This window comes from Salipiger bermudensis HTCC2601 (assembly GCF_000153725.1).
Lineage (GTDB): Bacteria > Pseudomonadota > Alphaproteobacteria > Rhodobacterales > Rhodobacteraceae > Salipiger > Salipiger bermudensis.
The window spans coordinates 234,106-252,152 of record NZ_DS022276.1 but is presented as its reverse complement, the minus strand read 5'-3'; the positions used below and the strand labels follow the sequence as shown (position 1 = coordinate 252,152).

The window sequence follows — 18,047 nt, the reverse complement described above, 5'->3', positions numbered from 1 at the left end:
GAGGGGCGCTGCCCCTCTTGGCGCGCTGCGCCAATTCACCCCGGAGTATTTGAGAACGAAGAGAAGACAGGGGCGCGGGCGGCTGCTATCAGCGCCGTGAGCGATAACAGAGCAGGAAGCGAGGGGGCGAGATGTCGAGCCACGGGGAAGCCATTCCGATGATTGCACGCCGGTCCAGTGGGCTGAGCGGCGAGGCACATGTGCCGGGGGACAAGTCGATCTCGCACCGGTCGCTGATCCTCGGTGCCATGGCGGTGGGCGAGACCCGGGTCACCGGGCTGCTCGAGGGGCAGGACGTTCTCGACACCGCCAAGGCGATGCGCGCCTTCGGGGCGGAGGTCGAGAAGCGCGGCGACACCTGGCACGTGAACGGCGTCGGCGTCGGCGGATTCGCCGAGCCGGAGCAGGTGATCGATTGCGGCAACTCGGGCACCGGGGTGCGGCTGATCATGGGAGCGATGGCCACCACGCCGATCACCGCGACCTTCACCGGCGATGCCAGCCTCAACAAGCGCCCGATGGCGCGGGTCACCGATCCCCTCGCGCTGTTCGGGGCGCAGGCGGTGGGCCGCGAAGGTGGCCGGCTGCCGATGACGATTGTCGGCGCGCGTGATCCGCTGCCCGTGCGCTATGCCACGCCGGTGCCGTCGGCGCAGGTCAAGTCCGCGGTGCTGCTGGCGGGGCTGAACGCACCGGGCGAGACCGTGGTGATCGAGCGCGAGGCAACGCGCGACCATTCCGAGCGCATGCTGACCGGTTTCGGCGCCAAGGTCGTCACCGAGGAGACCGAAGAGGGCCGGGTGATCACGCTGACCGGCCAGCCGGAGCTCAAGCCGCAGGTCATCGTGGTGCCGCGCGACCCGAGCTCGGCGGCCTTTCCGGTCTGCGCCGCGCTGATCACCGAGGGCTCGGACGTGCTGGTGCCCAATATCGGCCTCAACCCGACCCGCGCGGGCCTGTTCTTCACCCTGCAGGAGATGGGCGCGGATCTGACTTTCGAGAACCCGCGCGAAGAGGGCGGCGAGCCGGTGGCGGATCTACGGGCGCGGTTCTCGCCGGATCTCAAGGGCATCGAGGTGCCGGCCGAGCGCGCCGCCAGCATGATCGACGAGTACCCGGTGCTGTCGGTGGTGGCGAGCTTTGCCGAGGGCAAGACCCACATGCCGGGCGTCAAGGAGCTGCGGGTCAAGGAAAGCGACCGCATCGACGCCATGGCGACGGGGCTGCGTGCCAACGGTGTCGAGGTCGACGAGGGCGAGGACTGGTGGACGGTGCATGGCCGCGGCCATGGCAACGTGCCGGGCGGGGCCGAGACGGCGAGCCATCTGGACCACCGCATCGCCATGTCCTTCCTTGTCATGGGGCTGGCCACGACGGAGCCGGTGCGGGTCGATGATGGTGGACCGATCGCGACATCCTTCCCGATCTTCGAGCCGCTGATGAGCGGGCTTGGCGCGGTGATCGAGCGGCTCTGATGCGCCGCCTTCTGCCGCCTCTCGCGGCCTTCGCCGCGGCGATGCTGCTGCTGATGTGGTGGTATGCGGGCAAGGTGCTGATCCCGGCAGCGGGCGGGCTGATGCCGCTCGACATGCGGCTCCTGGGCTTCTCGGCGGAGGCGGCGCAGGCCTATGTGGCCGCGCTCGAGGGACGCGGGCGCGCGGTTTACCTGCTCGAGATGCGGTGGCTCGACACGGGCTTCATGTGGAGTTTCGCGCTTCTGCTGGCGCTCGGGCTGCTGCGGTTCAGCCGGGGCAGGCCCCTCTGGCTGCGGGCGCTGCTGCTCTTGCCGGTGGCGGCCTATCTCGGGGCCGACTGGGCCGAGGGGGTGACGGTGCGCGAACTGCTGCTGCGCGGGCCGGAACAGTTCCTGCCGCTTCTGGCGGAGTGGGCGGCGCTGTTCACCCGGCTGAAGACCGGCTTCGCGGCGCTGTCGCTTGGTCTGCTTGCCCGGCTGTGGTGGTTGGAGCGGCGCCAGGGTTGAAGCCCCCGGCCGCGCTCGCCATAACGGCGGGACGCATCAAGGAGGCAGTGCCATGAGCTTCACCATCGCCATCGACGGGCCGGCAGCCGCCGGCAAGGGCACCATCAGCAAGGCCGTCGCGGCGCATTTCGGCGTCGGGCATCTCGACACCGGGCTGCTCTACCGCGCCGTGGGCAAGCGCATGCTCGACGGGGTCGAGCCCATCGAGGCGGCGCTGGCGCTGGTGGCAGAGGACCTCGAGGCCGAGGGCCTGCGCACCGCCGACGTGGCGCAGGCGGCGAGCAAGGTGGCGGCGATCCCCGAGGTGCGGTCGGCACTGGTCGATTTCCAGCGCGCCTATGCCCGGCGCGCCGGGGGCGCGGTGCTCGACGGTCGCGACATCGGCACGGTGATCTGCCCCGAGGCTGAGGCCAAGCTCTTTGTCACCGCCAGCGCCGAGGTGCGGGCACGGCGGCGCTACGCTGAGCTGTACGCCGGCGGGGCGGAGACCGATTACGAAACCGTGCTGGCAGACACCAAGGAGCGCGACCACCGCGACGCCACGCGCTCGGACGCCCCCCTGCGCCCGGCCGAGGACGCGGTGATCCTCGACACATCTACGTTGGATATCGACGCAGCGGTGGCGCAGGCCATCGCCGTGGTCGCGGCCAAACGCAAGGACGGAGACACGGCATGAAGACACGGAAAATCGGGGCGCTCGAGACCTCCTGCCTCGGGATCGGGGCGATGTCGTTCGCGGATTTCTACGGCGCCACCACGGAGGAGAACTCGCAGGCGATCCTCGATCTCGCCCACGAGCTGGGTGTGCGCCATATCGACACCTCGAACGTCTATGGCATGGGGCGCTCGGAGCGCGCCATCGGGGCGTGGCTGCGTGCCAACCCCGGCGCGCGCGAGGGGCTGCACATCGCGACCAAGGCGGGCATCACCCGCGACGCCGAGGGCAATCGCCGGTTTGACAACTCGCTGGCGCATATGGAGGTCGAGCTCGACGCCTCGCTCGAGCGTCTGGGGATCGACTGCGTCGATCTGTTCTACGTGCACCGCTACCAGGCCGAGATCCCTGCCGAAGAGGTGGCCGGCACCATGGGGCGGCTGGTCGAGAAGGGCAAATGTCGCAGCATCGGCTTTTCCGAGATCGCGCCCTCGACGCTGCGGCTGGCCCATGCCGAGCACCCGGTCGCGGCGGTGCAGGCGGAATACTCGCTCGCCACCCGGCTGCCCGAGATGGGCATGGTGCAGGCCTGCGCCGAGCTCGGCGTGGCGCTGGTGGCGTTCTCGCCCGTGGGGCGTTCGCTTCTCACCGATCATCCGATCGACCGCGAGCGCATCGCCGGCAACCCGTTCCTCGCCAGCAATCCGCGGATGATGGAACCGAACTACACCCGCAACCTCGAGATCGTGGCGGGCTTCCGGGCGCTCGCTGCCGAGATGGGACTGAGCGCCGCCGGTCTCGCCATCGCCTGGGCGCTGCACAGGGGCGATCACGTGCTGCCGATCCCCGGCACCCGCTCGGTCAGCCATTTCCGCGAGCTGGTGCAGGGGGCCGAGGCCAGCCTGACCGCCGAGGATATGGGCCGCATCGAGGCGGTGCTGCCCGTCGGCTGGTGCCATGGCGACCGCTATTCGCGGACGCAGTGGATCGGGCCGGAGAATTACAGCTGAGTCGCCGGACGGCTCCACGAGGCCGTTCGGACCTGCCTCGCGGCGGGGAAAACGCCGCGAAACCCTGCCAGAGCGGGGTTTGCGGCCGCTCGGGGCTTGATCCGGCGGGCGCATCGGCGTATATCGCGCGACGTCAAGACAGGCGCAAAGCTGCGGACAGGGAGGTGAGCAGGGTCGGAATCACACCGGCCCTCTTTGTTTTGTAGCGCCAGGACCGACCAACGTTGCCTGCTTTCAGTGGGGGACAGCCAAGACCGGCGGAGACAACCGCCCGGCCAGAAAACCGTTGTAAAGGAACAGAACGCCACATGGCTAATTCGACCATGGAGGAATTCGAGGCCCTCCTTAATGAAAGCCTCGAAATGGACACCCCGGACGAAGGTTCGGTTGTCAAAGGCAAGGTCATCGCGATCGAAGCGGGCCAGGCCATCATCGATGTCGGCTACAAGATGGAAGGCCGCGTCGATCTGAAAGAATTCGCAAATCCCGGCGAAGCTCCCGAGATCACCGTTGGTGACGAAGTGGAAGTCTTCCTCCGCGCGGCCGAGAACGCCCGCGGCGAAGCCGTGATTTCCCGTGAGATGGCCCGCCGCGAAGAGGCATGGGACCGTCTCGAGAAGGCCTATGCCGACGACGCCCGCGTCGAAGGTGCGATCTTCGGCCGCGTCAAGGGTGGCTTCACCGTCGACCTCGGCGGCGCGGTTGCGTTCCTGCCGGGTTCGCAGGTCGACGTGCGCCCGGTGCGCGATGCTGGCCCGCTCATGGGTCTCAAGCAGCCGTTCCAGATCCTCAAGATGGACCGTCGCCGTGGCAACATCGTTGTCTCGCGTCGTGCGATCCTCGAAGAGAGCCGCGCCGAGCAGCGTGCGGAAGTCATCGCCAACCTGTCCGAAGGCCAGACGGTCGACGGCGTGGTCAAGAACATCACCGAGTACGGTGCGTTCGTCGATCTGGGCGGCGTGGACGGCCTGCTGCACGTCACCGACATGGCATGGCGCCGCGTCAACCACCCCTCCGAGATCCTGTCGATCGGCGAGACCGTGAAGGTCCAGGTCATCAAGATCAACAAGGAAACCCACCGTATCTCCCTCGGCATGAAGCAGCTGCAGGAAGACCCGTGGGATCTGGTTGCGGTCAAGTACCCGCTGGCTTCGGTCCACAAGGGCCGCGTCACGAACATCACCGATTACGGTGCATTCGTGGAGCTGGAGCCGGGTGTCGAGGGCCTCGTTCACGTGTCCGAAATGTCCTGGACCAAGAAGAACGTGCACCCCGGCAAGATCGTCTCGACCAGCCAGGAAGTCGACGTCATGGTGCTCGAGATCGACCCGGCCAAGCGCCGCGTGTCGCTCGGCCTCAAGCAGACCATGCGCAACCCGTGGGAAGTCTTCTCCGAGACCCACCCCGAGGGCACGCAGGTCGAGGGCGAGGTCAAGAACATCACCGAGTTTGGCCTGTTCATCGGTCTCGACGGCGAGATCGACGGCATGGTGCACCTCTCCGACCTCAGCTGGGACCAGCGCGGCGAGGAAGCCATCCAGGAGTACCGCAAGGGCGACGTGGTTCAGGCCGTGGTCACCGAAGTGGACACCGACAAGGAGCGTATCTCGCTCTCGATCAAGGCACTCGGCGGCGACAAGTTCGCTGACGCGGTTGGCGGCGTGAAGCGCGGCTCGATCGTGACCGTCGAGGTCACCGCGATCGAAGATGGCGGTATCGAGGTGGAATACGAGGGCATGAAGTCCTTCATCCGCCGCTCCGACCTGTCGCGCGACCGCGCAGAGCAGCGCCCCGAGCGCTTCTCGGTGGGCGACAAGGTGGACGTCCGCGTCACCAACATCGACAGCAAGACCCGTCGTCTGGGCCTGTCGATCAAGGCACGCGAGATCGCCGAAGAGAAGGAAGCCGTGGAACAGTACGGTTCCTCCGACTCCGGCGCATCGCTCGGCGACATCCTCGGCGCAGCTCTCAAGGGCGACAACTGAGCCTGAGGCGCTGACGCGCTGAAGAGATTGGCCCCGCCGGAGCGATCCGGCGGGGCTTCTTGCATCTTGGGCGCCGGGACTTGCATGGTTCCTTGACAGCCTTGGGTTGCGCGCGCAGGGTCAAGGCATTGTTCCGCCAAGTCATTGCGCCATGCCCGATCTTTCAATCCGTCCTTTTGCCGCCGCGCTGTGCCTTGCGCTTCCGAGTTGCGGCATCGCCCAGTCGCTCTCCGACATCACGCCTTTCGATCCGGCGGTCATGCACCGCACCGCACGCTACTGCGAGCGGCACTGGAACGAGATCTACGACGATCCCCGCCTGTCGGAGCTGTGCGTCGGCAGCTTCCTCTGCGGTGATGGCGGTTGCGAGACCGGCACCGTCATCGCCGTGGTGGCCCGAAGCCGCGAGGAGGAGATGCGCACGCTTCTGGCGCGGCTGCCGGTGGAGGACATGACGCCCTGCGACCCGGGCGACCCGTACGAGCGCCAATATGTCGATCCGCTGGGCGGGGACGGCGCGCCGTTCGGCTTCAATGGCCAGACCGAAAAGCTCGAGGGCCGCGAGGTCGTGCCCTATTGCGGCAAGACCCTTCCGGGATACGAGGCCGACGTGGTCGTTGCCCTGCGCCAGATGGGCGGCGATGACATCGCCGCGATTCGCCGTGGCATCGGGGCCGGGGCAATGCCGGCGCAGCTGCGCCTCACAGCGCCGCAGTTCGCCGCCATCCGCGACGCCGGTGCGCTGCCGCTGCGGGCGCCGCTGGTCGCCGCCCTCGAGACCGCCACCGGCCTGCCCTGCGAGACCACCGCCCGGCAGACCTGCGCCGTCACCGCCGAGCGGGGCCGTCTGAAGGCGCGGCTGCTGTTCCCCGATGGCGCGCTGACCGGGCGGGCAGGGCATTGGGAAGAGGCCTATCTCGAGCTCTACCCCACCAACCCCTCGGGCGATCTCTACGAGCTGAGCGTCGACATGCCGATCACCGCGATCCGGCGTTGGCCCGGCGACCGGCGCAAGCCGGTGGACGGTTTCCAGTCGCTCGACCGCGACGGCGGCTTCGCGGCCTTCCGGCAGGGGCTGATGTCGGCGGTCTCGGACGCGCTCGAGGATGGCCGGATCGGGGGCGAGTGAGATGTATCAGCGCAGCGCCCGGGCGCTCTTTGCCCTTCTGGTCGTCATCGTTCACGTGGCCTTCGTGTCGTTCTGCGCGGTCTACCTGCAGAGCCGGATCACCAAGATCGAGACCTATGTCTCGACCATCGCGGTGTTCCTGCCGGTCTTCGGCATCTATGTCGGCGTGGTGGTGAAATCGGTGGGGCTTGGGAAGGGGCCGCGCGGGCGCAAGGTCAGCGGGCTGTTCCTTGCGCTGATGTCGATTCTCTTCGTCGCCTACGTGGCCGGCAATGGCTTCGTGCTGTGGAGCTACGAGACCGGATTCATCGGCAGCGAGGACCTGTTGCCGGCGGCGGTCTCGCTGGTGGAGAGCGCCTTCGGGGGCTTCTTCACCACCCTGTTCCTGACGCTCTTCGGGCAGGGGCAGGACGCCGAGCGGGACTGAATGGCGAGGCGAATCGCATTTTGAAACGGAGATGTTTCCGCGGTGCAGCATTGCGCCTCCGGGGCCATGATCGGCCTCTTCGTGCGGTCAGGGCTGACAAAGTGCTGCTTTCCAATGCTTTTCCGCGTGATCGGCCGGTTTCCATTTGGCGCGGGAGCGCGAAGTGTCGTAGAACTCGAACAGCGCGAAAAGACGCAGTGAGGGGATGTGCGAGGATGATCAGGTCTGAATTGATCCAGAAGATCGCGGAGGAGAACCCGCATCTCTACCAACGGGACGTGGAGCGGATCGTGAACACGATCTTCGAGGAGATCACCAATGCCATGGCCCGGGGCGACCGGGTCGAACTGCGCGGTTTCGGTGCCTTCTCGGTCAAGAAACGCGATGCGCGGCTCGGGCGGAACCCCCGCACCGGAGAAGCGGTTGAAGTCGAGGAGAAGCACGTGCCATTCTTCAAGACGGGCAAACTGCTTCGTGACCGGCTGAACGGAAAGTAAGACAAGAACATGCGTTACATTCGCTATGCGTTTCTGGGCGTTCTCGCGATCGTCCTCGTGGCCATCGCAATGGCCAACCGCTCGATGGTGGAGCTCACGCTGCTGCCGCCCGACATCGCGACCCTGCTGGAGTTCCAGCAGACCCTGAGCCTGCCGTTGTTCCTCGTGTTCTTCGGCGGCATCCTGTTTGGCCTGCTGATCGGCTTCTTCTGGGAGTGGCTGCGCGAGCACAAGCACCGCGCCGCCGCCTCCGAGCGCAAGGCGGAGGTCCGCAAGCTCGAGCGCGAGCTGAAGAAAACCCAGGCCGAGCGCGACAAGGACAAGGACGAGGTCCTGGCGATCCTCGACCAGAGCGCCTGACGGCGATCTGAGTCGCCGGGGCGCGCTGCGTCCCCGGCCGCATCGCCTGGCGGAACGGATCGGAGGGGGCGCTGCCCCCGTCGCAGCGGGGCTGCGACTCCCCCGAGGTATTTTTGAACCAGAGAAGACAGGGCCGTGCGCTGGCCGGAGACGGGGGTGTGATGAGCGAGATTCGCGTCAAGATCTGCGGCCTCACCCGGCCGGAGGACGTTGTCGCCACGGCCGAGGCCGGGGCGAGCTATGCGGGCTTCGTGTTCTTTCCCAAGAGCCCGCGGCACGTAAGCGTGTCGCAGGCGCGCGAGCTGGCGCTGACAGCGCCGGTGGGGCTTGCCAAGGTCGGTCTCGTGGTCAATGCCGACGATGCGCTGCTCGACGAGATCCTCGAGCAGGTGCCGCTCGACATGTTGCAGCTGCACGGACGCGAGAGCGTTGACCGGGTGGCGGAGATCCGGGCCCGCTACGGGCTTCCGGTGATGAAGGCGGTGGGCGTGGCGAGCGAGGCGGATCTGCCGGCGCTGCTCGACTACGGCAAGGTGGCTGACCAGATTCTCGTCGATGCCAAGGCACCGAAAGGCGCGGCGCTGCCGGGCGGCAACGGTCTGGCCTTCGACTGGCGGCTGATCGCCGGGCGGCGCTGGCCCTGTCCGTGGATGCTCGCGGGGGGGCTGACCCCGGCCAATGTCGGGCAGGCCATCGCGATGACCGGGGCGCGGCAGGTGGATGTCTCGTCCGGGATCGAATCGGAGCCCGGCGTGAAGGATGCCGCGCGCATCAGCGCCTTCCTGCAGGCGGTCAGCGATGCGGCCGAGGCGGTGTCGGTGCCGCGGCTCTGAGCGGCGCTTGCGTCTCCGCGCCGCGGAGGCCGCGTCGGGGCTGGTCTCCGGCGGCGAAACGGTGCTTCTCTCTGGTTCGAGCCAGGGAGGGGGCGCCATGCGGTTCTCGGTCCGTCACGAAACCATCTACAGCTACGACACGCCGGTTGTGCTGGCAGCACACAGGCTGCGGCTGACGCCGCGCGGTGATTGCGGCCGGGTGCTGTCCCGCGGGCTGGAGATCCTGCCGGAGCCCGCGATGATACGTGAAGAGGTGGACGCTCACGGCAACCCGCTGGTGCTGGTGGAATTCGGGCCGGGCGCAAGCGATCTGCTGCGCATCGATAGCGCGTTCGAGATCGAAACGCGGCAGGCCACGCCGCCCGGGGCGCAGCGCTTGCCGCGCCTTCCGTGGCCCCGCCGGGACGATGCGCCGGACGCATGCCTGACGGGGCGCGATCCGGGCCCCGAGGTGCGGCGCTTTGCCGAGGGTCTGGCCGAACTGGCGGGCCGGGACGCGATGGGGTTTCTCGAGCTCCTGACCGCTACGCTCTACCAGCGCACCGACCGGCGCATCCGGCAGGACGGGTATGCCCAGAGCCCGCAGGAGACGCTTGAGCGGGCGCAGGGCGCGTGCCGGGACCTCGCTGTCCTGTTCATCGCCTGTTGTCGCCTGATGGGGCTGCCGGCGCGCTTCGTGAGCGGGTATCAGGCGCAAGCCGAAAGCGTCGACGGGCAGCGCCACCTGCATGCCTGGCCGGAGGTCTGGCTGGGGCAGGCGGGATGGCAGGGATTCGATCCCACCCATGGCACGCGGGTGCGCGACGGGCACGTTGCGTTATGCGCCGCGCCGGAGCAGGGGGAGACCATGCCGGTGGAGGGCGGCTATTATGGCCCGCCCGTGGCGGCGCGGCTGCGCTACCGGGTCGAGGTGGAGGTGAAGGCGTGACGGGTCCGGACGGGCGCGGCGGATACTCTGCGCGCACAGGCGCCGAAAAGCAGGGGCGCGAAAGCAGAAAGGCCACCCGAATGGGCGGCCCTTTCAATACTCTCGTGATCCTAGGATCGTCTCAGCCCTGGCGGGCTTTGAAACGACGCTGGGTCTTGTTGATCACGTAGACGCGGCCCTTGCGGCGCACAACGCGGCAGTCACGATGGCGCTTCTTGAGCGAGCGGAGCGAGTTTGCGACCTTCATTATGGTCTCTCCTCTTGTCGCGGCGCGCGAGCGCCTGGCGTTGCGGGACCTACCGTGGGCGCGACCCCGCGGAGGTGGTGAATTAGGACCATGGTGGGCGGTACTGGGATCGAACCAGTGGCCCCTACGATGTCAACGTAGTGCTCTACCGCTGAGCTAACCGCCCTCTCATGGCCTGCGCGATACCCGTGTCTCCGTGCCCCAGAAGTAAGTGGGGCGCGGGAGAACCGCGCCGGTGGAGCGCTCTATAAGTGGAGTCGGAGATGGTGGCAAGGGCTTTTCTGGCAAAGAATGCCGGTTTCCATCCCGCGAAGAAAACAGGCTTTTTGCCCTCGCGAAAATCGCGCTAAACTATGCTCATCAGGAGGACGAATGCCCAAAGTCGCCTTTCATCTCGATCTGCCGGAGGCGGCCACCTCCTGTGCCGTGTTCGCCTCGCCGCATTCCGGGCGCGACTATCCGTGGAGCTTCCTGCGCAACACCGTTCTCGACGAGCACGCCATCCGCTCCTCCGAGGACGCCTTTGTCGACCGGCTTTTCGATTGCGCACCGCAATTCGGGGCGCCGCTTTTGCGCGCCGGGGCCCCGCGCGCCTTTCTCGACCTCAACCGCGCCCCGGACGAGCTCGACCCGGCCCTGATCGAGGGGGTGCGCCGCGGCGGGCACAACCCGCGCGTGGCGAGCGGTCTTGGCGTGGTGCCACGGGTGGTCTCGAACGGGCGGGCGATCTATCGCGGCAAGATGCCGCTTTCCGAGGCCGAGCGCCGCATCGCGCGCTACTGGCATCCCTATCACGCGCAGCTGCGCGAGCTGGTCGAGAGCGCGCGCAGCCGCTTCGGCGAGGCGATTCTGATCGACTGTCATTCCATGCCGCACGAGGCGGTGGACGGCGTGGCGCGCAACTCCGCCCGCCGGCCCGAGATCGTCATCGGTGATCGCTTCGGCGCCTCGGCCTCGGCGGAGATCGTGTCGCGGGTCGAAGCGGCCTTCACCCGGGCCGGGCTCTCGGTGGTGCGCAACGCGCCGTTCGCCGGGGCCTACGTGACGCAGGCCTACGGACGACCGTCGCGCCAGCAGCACGCCATCCAGATCGAGATCGATCGCTCGGTCTACATGGACGAGGCGCGAATCCGCCCCAGTGCCGATTTCCAGGCCTTCCGGCGGGTGCTGCGCGGCGTTGTGGCCGAGATCGCGGCCATCGGGCATCGCGACCAGGACAAGCCGCTGGCCGCGGAGTAGCGCTCTCGAAGCGCAAGGCAGGCGAAAGCGACTCAGGCGAGCAGCGTGTCGAGCCTGTCCGCCAGTGCCGTGTCGTCGTCGATCTGCAGCCGCACCGGCAGGGTGAGCACCTTGGGACGGAATTCCGCCGGCAGGCGCACTGCGTCCTTCTCGGTGGTGACGAGTTGCGCGCCGAGGCGGGCGGCGTCGGTCTCGAGCCGGGTCAGCAGCTGCGGTGTGAAGGGCTGGTGATCGTCGAGCGCCGAGGTGCCGCGAAGCTCCGCCCCGAGGCCCTTGAGCGTGGCAAAGAACTTCTCCGGGTGGCCGATGCCGGCAAAGGCGAAGGCGGGCAGCCCGTCCCAGGTCATGCCGGTCTGCAAGGGCGCGAGGTGGCCCGTCAGGTGTGGCAGCGGGATATGGGCCTCCCAAGCCTCGGAAAAGCGCCTCTGGGCGGGGGCAGGGCCGATCGAGAGGACGAGGTCGGCGCGGGCAAGGCCAGCCTCTACGGGCTCGCGCAGGGGGCCTGCGGGCATACAGCGCCCATTCCCGAAGCCCTTGGCCGCGTCGACCACGATGATCGACAGGTTCTTGTTCAACGCCGGGTTCTGGAAACCGTCATCCATGACGATGACCTGTGCCCCGGCCTCGGCGGCGGCGTAGGCCCCGGCGGCGCGATCGCGCGCGACCCAGACCGGCGTGAAGGCGGCAAGCAGCAGCGGCTCGTCGCCGACATCCGCGGGGCCGTGGCTCAGCGGATCGACCTGCACCGGCCCCTCGAGCCGGCCGCCATGACCGCGCGAGACCACGTGCACCGCCTCGCCGCGGGCGCTCAGCCGCTCGATCAGGGCGATCACGGTCGGTGTCTTGCCGGTGCCGCCGGCGTTGAGGTTGCCGACGCAGATCACCGGGACGCCCACCGAGGCGCCGGGAGCCGAGACGCGGCGGGCGGTGGTCCGGGCGGTCAGCGCACCGAGCGGCGCCAGCAGGCGGGCACGCAGCGCGGGCTGCGAGGGCGGTGTGTACCAAAAGGCTGGCGGGCGCATCAGGCGGCCTCCCCGGCGTTGGTGTCATCGTCGCGGGGATCGTCCTCGCCGTCGAGCCAGCGGAACACCTGCGCGATCACCTTGTCGGTGAGCGCCGCACCCTGGCTGACCACGTCCCAGCCGGCATGGGCCATGGCCGCGGCGCGATCGGGTGCCACCAGCTGCGAGACCGCCGAGGCGAGGCTGTCGAAATCACGCACGATGCGGGCGGCGCCGGCGTCGACCAGCCGGGTATAGGCGGCGAGGTGACGCCCGACATTCGGCCCGTAGAGCAGCGCCGCGCCGTGAGCGGCGGCGGCCAGCGGGTCCTCTCCGCCATGGCCCGGGCGCAGCGAGCCGCCGAGGAAGGCAATGGGGGCGAGGCGATACCAGAGCCCGAGCTCCGCGTCGTCTTCGGTGACCAGAACCTGGGTGTTCTCGTCGGGCATCTCGCCATCGTCCCACGACACGCTGCGCAGGTCGGAGGCGCGGGCGATGCGGCAGATCTCGGCGCCGTCCTCGCGACTGGCGGGGACCATGAACAGGATCAGCCGGTGCGCCAGCCGGATGGCGCGGCGATGTGCCTGCAGGATCTCGGCCGCCTCGTCAGCGCGCACCCGCGCGGCGAGCCACGCCGGACGACCCGAAAGGAGCTGCGCCATCTCTTCGTGCAGATCCGGAGAACAGTCGAGCGGCGGCGCGCTCTCGCTCAACGGGCCGGCGCGGCGCAGCCGTTCGTCGGGCAGGCCGAGGCGGCGCAGGCGACGGTGTGCCATGTCATCGATCGAGAAGATCCGGTCGAACAGCGCCAGCGTCGCGGTGGTGCAATCGGGCAGCCAGACCGGCCCCGGCACGTGCCATGGATCATTGCCGGCATCGAGATGCACGAGCTTGGTGCCGGTGTCCGAGAGTCGCGAGAGCAGCGCCGGTTGCAGCGTCTGCCCGGTCCAGAGGCCGATATCGGGGCGCCAGTGGGCGGCGAAGCTCTGGGCATCGGCGATGGTGTCGGCGGGCAGGGGCAGGCCGATGCAGCCCGGGTAGGGCTGCGCCGGTACGCTGGGATGCCAGGTCAGCAGCACCGAGATCTCGTCCCGCTGGGCGCGGATGCGGGCGGCGAGCGCCGCAAGCGCGCGGGCGCTGTCGAGCCGCGCGGCGTGCATCCAGATCAGCGGGCCATCCGGGCGCGGCACCACCGACGGTGAGGCCGTGGGGCGACCGCGCGCCGAGGCGAGATAGGCCGAGAGCGCGAAGGGCTTGCGGGACAAGGGTGTCAGCCGAGCTCCTCGGTGGTCGAGGCTTCGGCCTCTTCGTCGCGCAGGCGATGCAGGTGGGCGATGTAGTAGCGCATGTGGGCATTGTCGACGGTGCGCTGCGCCTCGGCCTTCCAGGCGTCGTGGGCGCTGGCATAGTCGGGGAAGATCCCGACGATGTGCAGCTCGTCGACATTCTTGAAGACGTTCTTTTCCGGGGTCACGAGTTCGCCGCCGAACACGAGGTGGAGTCGTTGAACCATGCTCTGACCTTTCAGGTGAAGACGTCGGCAACCTACGATCTCGCCCGGCAAGGTCAAGCGCCGAGCGGCTTGCGGGATGGGCAGGCGTTCTCGAAAACGCCTGCAAATTTTCCTGACCGGCGTCGGCGCTCAAGGGCCGGGCAGGTCAGGGCGCTTGCCGCAGCCTGCCGAGGATCTCGCCGTGCAGCGCCGGGTTGGCGGCGACCACGCCGTCATGCTTGGGGTGGGGCGCGTTGAACCGGATCGGCTGACCGCTGCGGTCGCTGATCATCGCGCCCGCCTCGGAAAGCAGCAGGGCGCCCGCGGCGATGTCCCATTCCCAGGACGGGCGCAGCGTCAGCATGGCGTCGAAGCGGCCCTCGGCCACCAGCCCCAGGCGGTAGGCGATCGAGGGGCGGTGGCTGCGCTGCAGCTCCGGCATCGGACTGCGCCAGTGATCGGGCTGCATCGACGGCTTGGTGGCCAGAACCTGAGCGGTCTCGAGCGTTGCGACGCCGCTGGCGTGGACCGTTGCATCGTTGAGACGCGTCCCCTCGCCAAGCGCTGCGCTGTAGAACCGCTCGCGCATCGGCAGGAACACCACCGCGGCGGTGATCTCGCCATCCTGCGCCACCGCCAGCGAATGCGCCCAGCTGTCCGAGCCCTCGATGAAGCTGCGGGTGCCGTCTATCGGGTCGACGATGAAGACCCGCTCCGCCCCGAGCCGCGCCGGATCGTCGGCGCTTTCCTCGCTGAGCCAGCCATAGTCGGGCCGGGCGCTGCGCAGCAGCTCCTCGAGCACCGCGTTCACCGCCATGTCGGCATCGGTCACCGGGCTGCCATCGGCGGCCTTGTGGCGCACGTTCATGGTGCCGCCGATATAGCGTGTGGCGGTCTCGGCGGCGCTCCAGGCGGCGCGGGTCAGAAGCGCGAGATCACTCTCCGGCAAGGGTGAGCCCCTCGACCAGAAGCGATGGCACCACGCGCGACAGCCAGCCGCGCGCGTCGTTGGCGGGGGTGATCCGTCGCAGCATGTCGCGCAGGTTGCCGGCGATGGTCACGCCGGAGACCGGGTAGGCGACCTCGCCGTTCTCGACCCAGAACCCCGCTGCCCCGCGCGAGTAGTCGCCGGTATTGGGGTTGATCGTGGCGCCGATCATCGAGGTCACCACCAGCCCCGATCCCATCTGCGCAATCAACTCCTGACGGCTCTTGTCGCCTTGCGTGAGCGCGAGGTTCCACGGGGTCGGAGACGGCCCGCCGCTGGTGCCGCGGGCGGCGTTTCCGGTGGGCTCCATGCCGAGCTTGCGGGCATTGGCCAGATCGAGCGTGTAGCCGGTCAGCACGCCGTCCTCGACCAGCGCGCGGGCCTGCGTCGGCAGGCCCTCCGCGTCGAACGGGCGCGAGCCCGCGATGCGTGGACGGTGCGGATCCTCGACCAGCGACAGCCCCTTCGGCAGCACGTCCTCTCCGAGCGCTCCGCGCAGCCACGACGCGCCGCGCGCCACTGCGGCCCCGTTGGCCGCCGCGATCAGGTGGCCGATCAGCGAGGCGGCGATGCGCTCGTCGAACAGCACCGGGTAGGCGCCGGTCTTGGGGCGGCGCGGGTTCTGCCGCTCGAGCGCGCGCTCGGCGGCGCGGCGGCCGATCTCCGCGGCGCCACGCAGTTCCGACTGGAAGGTGCGGCTGTCGCCGTCGTAATCACGCTCCATCTCGAGCCCGGTGCCCGCGATGGCGACGCAGGAGCGCGAGCGCGAGCTGCGCCAGTAGCCACCCGAAAACCCGTTGCTCGCCGCGAGATGCACCTGGCGTCGGCCATAGCCCGCCGAGGCCGACTGCACCTGCCCGATGCCCTCGACCGCCAGCGCCGCCGCTTCCGCCGCGCAGGCGTCCTCCTGCAGCTCGGCCGGAGAGGGCGCGTCGGTGGGATCGCACATCTCGAGCGCCTCGATGTCCCAGTCCCGGGCGAGCTGCGCGGGATCGGCAAGCCCGGCATAGGGATCTTCTGGCGCCTCGCGGGCCATCGCCACGGCGCGCTCGGCCATGGTGGCGATGGTGGAGTCCTTGGTGTCGGAGGACGAGACCACCGCGCTGCGCCGCCCGATGAAGACCCTGAGCCCGATATCGGTGCCCTCCGAGCGCTCCGCCTGCTCGAGCGTGCCGTTGCGCACGTCGATCTCGGTCGAGCTGCCCTCGACGGCGAGCGCGTCGGCGGCATCGGCGCCGGCCTTGGTGGCGGCATCCAGAAGGGCTTGGGTCAGGCTGTCGAGGGGTCGGTTCATGGGGGCTCCGCGTTGCTGCCCCATCGAGGTAGGCCGCAGGACGGGCAGGTGCAAGGGAAAGGCGCCGCCGCGCCTTACTCGTCGCGCGCCACCACGCCGACGATCGGCCCCATCGTGCGGCCGATGTCGCGCCGCCCGGCCTCGGGCGCGTAGAGCCGAGAGACGTTGCCGTCGAGGAACAGCGCCTGTGGCAGACCCAGCCGGTCGCGGAACAGCGAGGCAAACTCGTGGAAGGTGACGGCGGTTTCCGAGATCACGAAGACCGCGCGCGTGCCATCCTCGGATGTGCCGACGCCGTTGCGGATGTAGCGCGAGCTGCTGTCGGGCAGGAAGCGCGGGTGCAGCGCGCCGTCGATCACCAGCATCGGACCGGATTGGGTGGCATAGCGGCAGGACGGGCGCTCGCGCAGGAAGGCGCGGGTTTCGATCACGTCGGCGCGGTTGCGGCGAATGCACAGGATGCCGTTCGGCAGCAGCCCGAAATTGCCGGGCCCGGCGCTCGAGATCACCCGCATTTCCTCTTCGCCGCGCTCGACATAGTAGCCGACCGGCGCGCGATCCTCGTGATACATGCCGGCATTCATCGCGAAGGCGAGGCGCCGGCCCTGCGGGCGCAGCGCATTGTCGATGGCGGTGAACTGGCCCCAGGGGGTGCCGTCCTCGGTGTAGAGGAAGGTGCGCAGCGCCTCGCGGGCAGGGCGCACCTCGCAGACGGTGTAGCGGTTGCCGGCATGCTCTAACGGCTCGCAGCCAACCGCCCTGGCGGGCAGCGGCAGCGCCGCGAGGATCAGCGCGGTGGCCGCGGCCAGAACGCCGCGCACCGGCCTACTCCTCCACGTCGCGGCGCACCGCATCCTGCGAGAACAACCGCCGGGTCTCGTCGAGCCGGTCGAAGGTCTCGTCGAGCTTGAAGCGGATCTCGGGGGCGAATTTCAGCGTCAGCCCTTTCGACACCGCGCGGCGCAGCTCGGACTTGTTGCGCTTGAGCAGGTCGAACATCTCGTCCGGTTTGCCGCCGCCCAGCGGCACCACATAGGCGGTCGCCACCTTGAGGTCGGGCGACACCGTCACCTCGCCCACGGTGATCGACAGGCGGTTGAGCTCGGGGTCGTGGATGTCGCCGCGCGTCAGCACCTCCGAGAGCGTGCGGCGAATGAGTTCGCCGACGCGAAGCTGTCTCTGGCTCGGTCCGGGACCGTCTTGGAATCTGTTCTTGCCCATGTCTTCCCACTTAGTCCTTGCCCGCCCCTTTGCCAAGCCGGACGCTGCGCGCTAAGGAAGCGCGCAAAGGATGAACTGGAGATGACGATGAGCGAGAAGCCGGGCGTTGTTGTGACGGGCGTGTCGGGCCGCATGGGCCAGATGCTGGTGCGCGAACTGCAAAAGAGCGACCGGCTGGCGCTGGTGGGCGCGGTCGAGCGCGCGGGCCATGACTGGGTGGGGCGCGACCTCGGCACCTGCATGGGCGGCACCGAGATCGGCGTCACCGTCACCGATGACGCGCTCGAGGCGTTCAGCAAGGCGCAGGCGGTGATCGACTTCACCGCGCCGGCTGCCACCGTGGCCTTCGCGGAGCTCGCGGCGCAGGCCCGGGCAGTGCACGTGATCGGCACCACCGGGCTCGACGCGGAGGATCTCAGGAAAATCCACGTCGCGGGCCGCCACGCGGTGATCGTGCGCGCCGGCAACATGTCGCTCGGCGTCAACCTGCTCACCAAGGTGACCCGCCAGGTCGCCGCGGCGCTCGACGAGGACTGGGATATCGAGATCGTCGAGGCGCATCACAACCAGAAGGTCGATGCGCCGTCGGGCACCGCGCTGATGCTGGGCGAAGCCGCCGCCGAGGGCCGCGGCGTGGCGCTCGACGCGGTCTCGGACCGGGGCCGCGACGGCATCACCGGCAAGCGCAAGCGGGGCGACATCGGCTTTCACGCCATCCGCGGCGGCGACGTGGTGGGCGAGCACGAGGTGATCTTCGCCG

At 68.9% G+C, this 18,047-nt stretch carries 21 protein-coding genes and 1 tRNA gene; 13 read left to right on the top strand and 9 right to left on the bottom strand.

Annotated elements, in window-relative coordinates; all coding sequences use genetic code 11:
* The first annotated feature begins 131 nt into the window (after positions 1-131).
* The 11 genes from aroA to R2601_RS01080 all read left to right on the top strand — a co-directional run bounded on the left by aroA (position 132) and on the right by R2601_RS01080 (position 9,805).
* A complete protein-coding gene (aroA, locus tag R2601_RS01130) occupies positions 132-1,475 on the top strand; it encodes a 3-phosphoshikimate 1-carboxyvinyltransferase (RefSeq protein WP_007792286.1) in 1,344 nt (447 codons plus the stop codon).
* On the top strand, positions 1,475-1,981 hold the full coding sequence (locus R2601_RS01125; RefSeq protein ID WP_007792283.1) for a hypothetical protein: 507 nt from the start codon (positions 1,475-1,477) through the stop codon (positions 1,979-1,981). The genes aroA and R2601_RS01125 overlap by 1 nt, the downstream gene beginning before the upstream one ends.
* A gap of 52 nt (positions 1,982-2,033) precedes the next feature.
* Entirely contained in the window at positions 2,034-2,657 is a 624-nt protein-coding gene (cmk, locus tag R2601_RS01120) for a (d)CMP kinase (RefSeq protein WP_007792281.1), read from the top strand.
* Positions 2,654-3,646, top strand: coding sequence for an aldo/keto reductase (locus tag R2601_RS01115; RefSeq protein WP_007792279.1), 993 nt, complete (start codon positions 2,654-2,656; stop codon positions 3,644-3,646). The genes cmk and R2601_RS01115 overlap by 4 nt, the downstream gene beginning before the upstream one ends.
* Before the next feature lie 224 nt (positions 3,647-3,870).
* Positions 3,871-5,631 (top strand): 30S ribosomal protein S1, encoded by a 1,761-nt coding sequence (gene rpsA / locus R2601_RS01110; RefSeq protein WP_224886485.1) that lies wholly within the window; start codon positions 3,871-3,873, stop codon positions 5,629-5,631.
* A 151-nt stretch (positions 5,632-5,782) separates the two neighbouring features.
* On the top strand, positions 5,783-6,760 hold the full coding sequence (locus R2601_RS01105; RefSeq protein WP_007792275.1) for a hypothetical protein: 978 nt from the start codon (positions 5,783-5,785) through the stop codon (positions 6,758-6,760).
* A 1-nt stretch (position 6,761) separates the two neighbouring features.
* A complete protein-coding gene (locus R2601_RS01100) occupies positions 6,762-7,187 on the top strand; it encodes a hypothetical protein (RefSeq protein WP_007792273.1) in 426 nt (141 codons plus the stop codon).
* 215 nt (positions 7,188-7,402) lie between these two features.
* Positions 7,403-7,684 carry an integration host factor subunit beta gene (ihfB, locus tag R2601_RS01095; protein ID WP_007792271.1) on the top strand — a complete coding sequence of 94 codons (282 nt, stop codon included), beginning with the start codon at positions 7,403-7,405 and terminating at the stop codon, positions 7,682-7,684.
* Between the two features lie 9 nt (positions 7,685-7,693).
* Positions 7,694-8,044, top strand: coding sequence for a LapA family protein (locus R2601_RS01090; protein ID WP_007792269.1), 351 nt, complete (start codon positions 7,694-7,696; stop codon positions 8,042-8,044).
* A 161-nt stretch (positions 8,045-8,205) separates the two neighbouring features.
* Positions 8,206-8,877, top strand: coding sequence for a phosphoribosylanthranilate isomerase (locus tag R2601_RS01085; protein ID WP_007792265.1), 672 nt, complete (start codon positions 8,206-8,208; stop codon positions 8,875-8,877).
* Between the two features lie 97 nt (positions 8,878-8,974).
* Positions 8,975-9,805, top strand: a complete 831-nt coding sequence (locus R2601_RS01080; protein ID WP_007792264.1) for a transglutaminase family protein — start codon at positions 8,975-8,977, stop codon at positions 9,803-9,805.
* A 121-nt stretch (positions 9,806-9,926) separates the two neighbouring features.
* Here the strand turns inward: R2601_RS01080 and ykgO are convergent, their stop codons facing one another.
* Together ykgO and R2601_RS01070 are read right to left on the bottom strand one after the other, a co-directional pair.
* Positions 9,927-10,052, bottom strand: coding sequence for a type B 50S ribosomal protein L36 (gene ykgO / locus R2601_RS01075; RefSeq protein WP_007792261.1), 126 nt, complete (start codon positions 10,050-10,052; stop codon positions 9,927-9,929).
* 91 nt (positions 10,053-10,143) lie between these two features.
* Positions 10,144-10,218, bottom strand: a tRNA-Val gene (locus tag R2601_RS01070).
* A gap of 206 nt (positions 10,219-10,424) precedes the next feature.
* Between R2601_RS01070 and R2601_RS01065 the strand changes: the two genes are divergently transcribed.
* On the top strand, positions 10,425-11,291 hold the full coding sequence (locus tag R2601_RS01065; RefSeq protein WP_007792258.1) for an N-formylglutamate amidohydrolase: 867 nt from the start codon (positions 10,425-10,427) through the stop codon (positions 11,289-11,291).
* A gap of 32 nt (positions 11,292-11,323) precedes the next feature.
* On the opposite strand, the gene lpxK is transcribed toward R2601_RS01065, so the two are convergent.
* The 7 genes from lpxK to rbfA all read right to left on the bottom strand — a co-directional run bounded on the left by lpxK (position 11,324) and on the right by rbfA (position 17,287).
* The gene (gene lpxK, locus R2601_RS01060; protein WP_007792256.1) at positions 11,324-12,313 is read right to left on the bottom strand and encodes a tetraacyldisaccharide 4'-kinase; all 990 of its coding nucleotides are present in this window, start codon (positions 12,311-12,313) and stop codon (positions 11,324-11,326) included.
* Positions 12,313-13,557, bottom strand: a complete 1,245-nt coding sequence (locus R2601_RS01055; protein WP_007792254.1) for a 3-deoxy-D-manno-octulosonic acid transferase — start codon at positions 13,555-13,557, stop codon at positions 12,313-12,315. The genes lpxK and R2601_RS01055 overlap by 1 nt, the downstream gene beginning before the upstream one ends.
* A gap of 5 nt (positions 13,558-13,562) precedes the next feature.
* Positions 13,563-13,805, bottom strand: a complete 243-nt coding sequence (locus R2601_RS01050) for a DUF4170 domain-containing protein (protein ID WP_040544225.1) — start codon at positions 13,803-13,805, stop codon at positions 13,563-13,565.
* Positions 13,806-13,950: 145 nt separating this feature from the next.
* Positions 13,951-14,733: a 3'(2'),5'-bisphosphate nucleotidase CysQ gene (locus R2601_RS01045; RefSeq protein WP_007792249.1), complete on the bottom strand. Its 783-nt coding sequence runs from the start codon at positions 14,731-14,733 to the stop codon at positions 13,951-13,953.
* Complete coding sequence (locus tag R2601_RS01040) at positions 14,720-16,066, bottom strand: TldD/PmbA family protein (RefSeq protein ID WP_007792247.1); 1,347 nt, start codon at positions 16,064-16,066, stop codon at positions 14,720-14,722. Before R2601_RS01040 ends, R2601_RS01045 begins: the two co-directional genes overlap by 14 nt.
* A gap of 74 nt (positions 16,067-16,140) precedes the next feature.
* Complete coding sequence (locus R2601_RS01035; protein WP_007792245.1) at positions 16,141-16,887, bottom strand: phosphodiester glycosidase family protein; 747 nt, start codon at positions 16,885-16,887, stop codon at positions 16,141-16,143.
* Between the two features lie 4 nt (positions 16,888-16,891).
* Positions 16,892-17,287: a 30S ribosome-binding factor RbfA gene (gene rbfA, locus R2601_RS01030; protein WP_007792242.1), complete on the bottom strand. Its 396-nt coding sequence runs from the start codon at positions 17,285-17,287 to the stop codon at positions 16,892-16,894.
* An 87-nt stretch (positions 17,288-17,374) separates the two neighbouring features.
* Here rbfA and dapB point away from each other — a divergent pair.
* On the top strand, positions 17,375-18,047 hold a 673-nt coding region (gene dapB, locus R2601_RS01025), incomplete at its 3' end, for a 4-hydroxy-tetrahydrodipicolinate reductase (protein ID WP_040545000.1).

Bases quoted from the DNA above. Each gene is read 5' to 3' on its own strand.
- aroA (WP_007792286.1), top strand. From the start codon at position 132: ATGTCGAGCCACGGGGAAGCCATTCCGATGATTGCACGCCGGTCCAGT.
- R2601_RS01125 (WP_007792283.1), top strand. From the start codon at position 1,475: ATGCGCCGCCTTCTGCCGCCTCTCGCGGCCTTCGCCGCGGCGATGCTG.
- cmk (WP_007792281.1), top strand. From the start codon at position 2,034: ATGAGCTTCACCATCGCCATCGACGGGCCGGCAGCCGCCGGCAAGGGC.
- R2601_RS01115 (WP_007792279.1), top strand. From the start codon at position 2,654: ATGAAGACACGGAAAATCGGGGCGCTCGAGACCTCCTGCCTCGGGATC.
- R2601_RS01105 (WP_007792275.1), top strand. From the start codon at position 5,783: ATGCCCGATCTTTCAATCCGTCCTTTTGCCGCCGCGCTGTGCCTTGCG.
- R2601_RS01100 (WP_007792273.1), top strand. From the start codon at position 6,762: ATGTATCAGCGCAGCGCCCGGGCGCTCTTTGCCCTTCTGGTCGTCATC.
- ihfB (WP_007792271.1), top strand. From the start codon at position 7,403: ATGATCAGGTCTGAATTGATCCAGAAGATCGCGGAGGAGAACCCGCAT.
- R2601_RS01090 (WP_007792269.1), top strand. From the start codon at position 7,694: ATGCGTTACATTCGCTATGCGTTTCTGGGCGTTCTCGCGATCGTCCTC.
- R2601_RS01085 (WP_007792265.1), top strand. From the start codon at position 8,206: ATGAGCGAGATTCGCGTCAAGATCTGCGGCCTCACCCGGCCGGAGGAC.
- R2601_RS01080 (WP_007792264.1), top strand. From the start codon at position 8,975: ATGCGGTTCTCGGTCCGTCACGAAACCATCTACAGCTACGACACGCCG.
- ykgO (WP_007792261.1), bottom strand. From the start codon at position 10,052: ATGAAGGTCGCAAACTCGCTCCGCTCGCTCAAGAAGCGCCATCGTGAC.
- R2601_RS01065 (WP_007792258.1), top strand. From the start codon at position 10,425: ATGCCCAAAGTCGCCTTTCATCTCGATCTGCCGGAGGCGGCCACCTCC.
- lpxK (WP_007792256.1), bottom strand. From the start codon at position 12,313: ATGCGCCCGCCAGCCTTTTGGTACACACCGCCCTCGCAGCCCGCGCTG.
- R2601_RS01050 (WP_040544225.1), bottom strand. From the start codon at position 13,805: ATGGTTCAACGACTCCACCTCGTGTTCGGCGGCGAACTCGTGACCCCG.
- R2601_RS01040 (WP_007792247.1), bottom strand. From the start codon at position 16,066: ATGAACCGACCCCTCGACAGCCTGACCCAAGCCCTTCTGGATGCCGCC.
- rbfA (WP_007792242.1), bottom strand. From the start codon at position 17,287: ATGGGCAAGAACAGATTCCAAGACGGTCCCGGACCGAGCCAGAGACAG.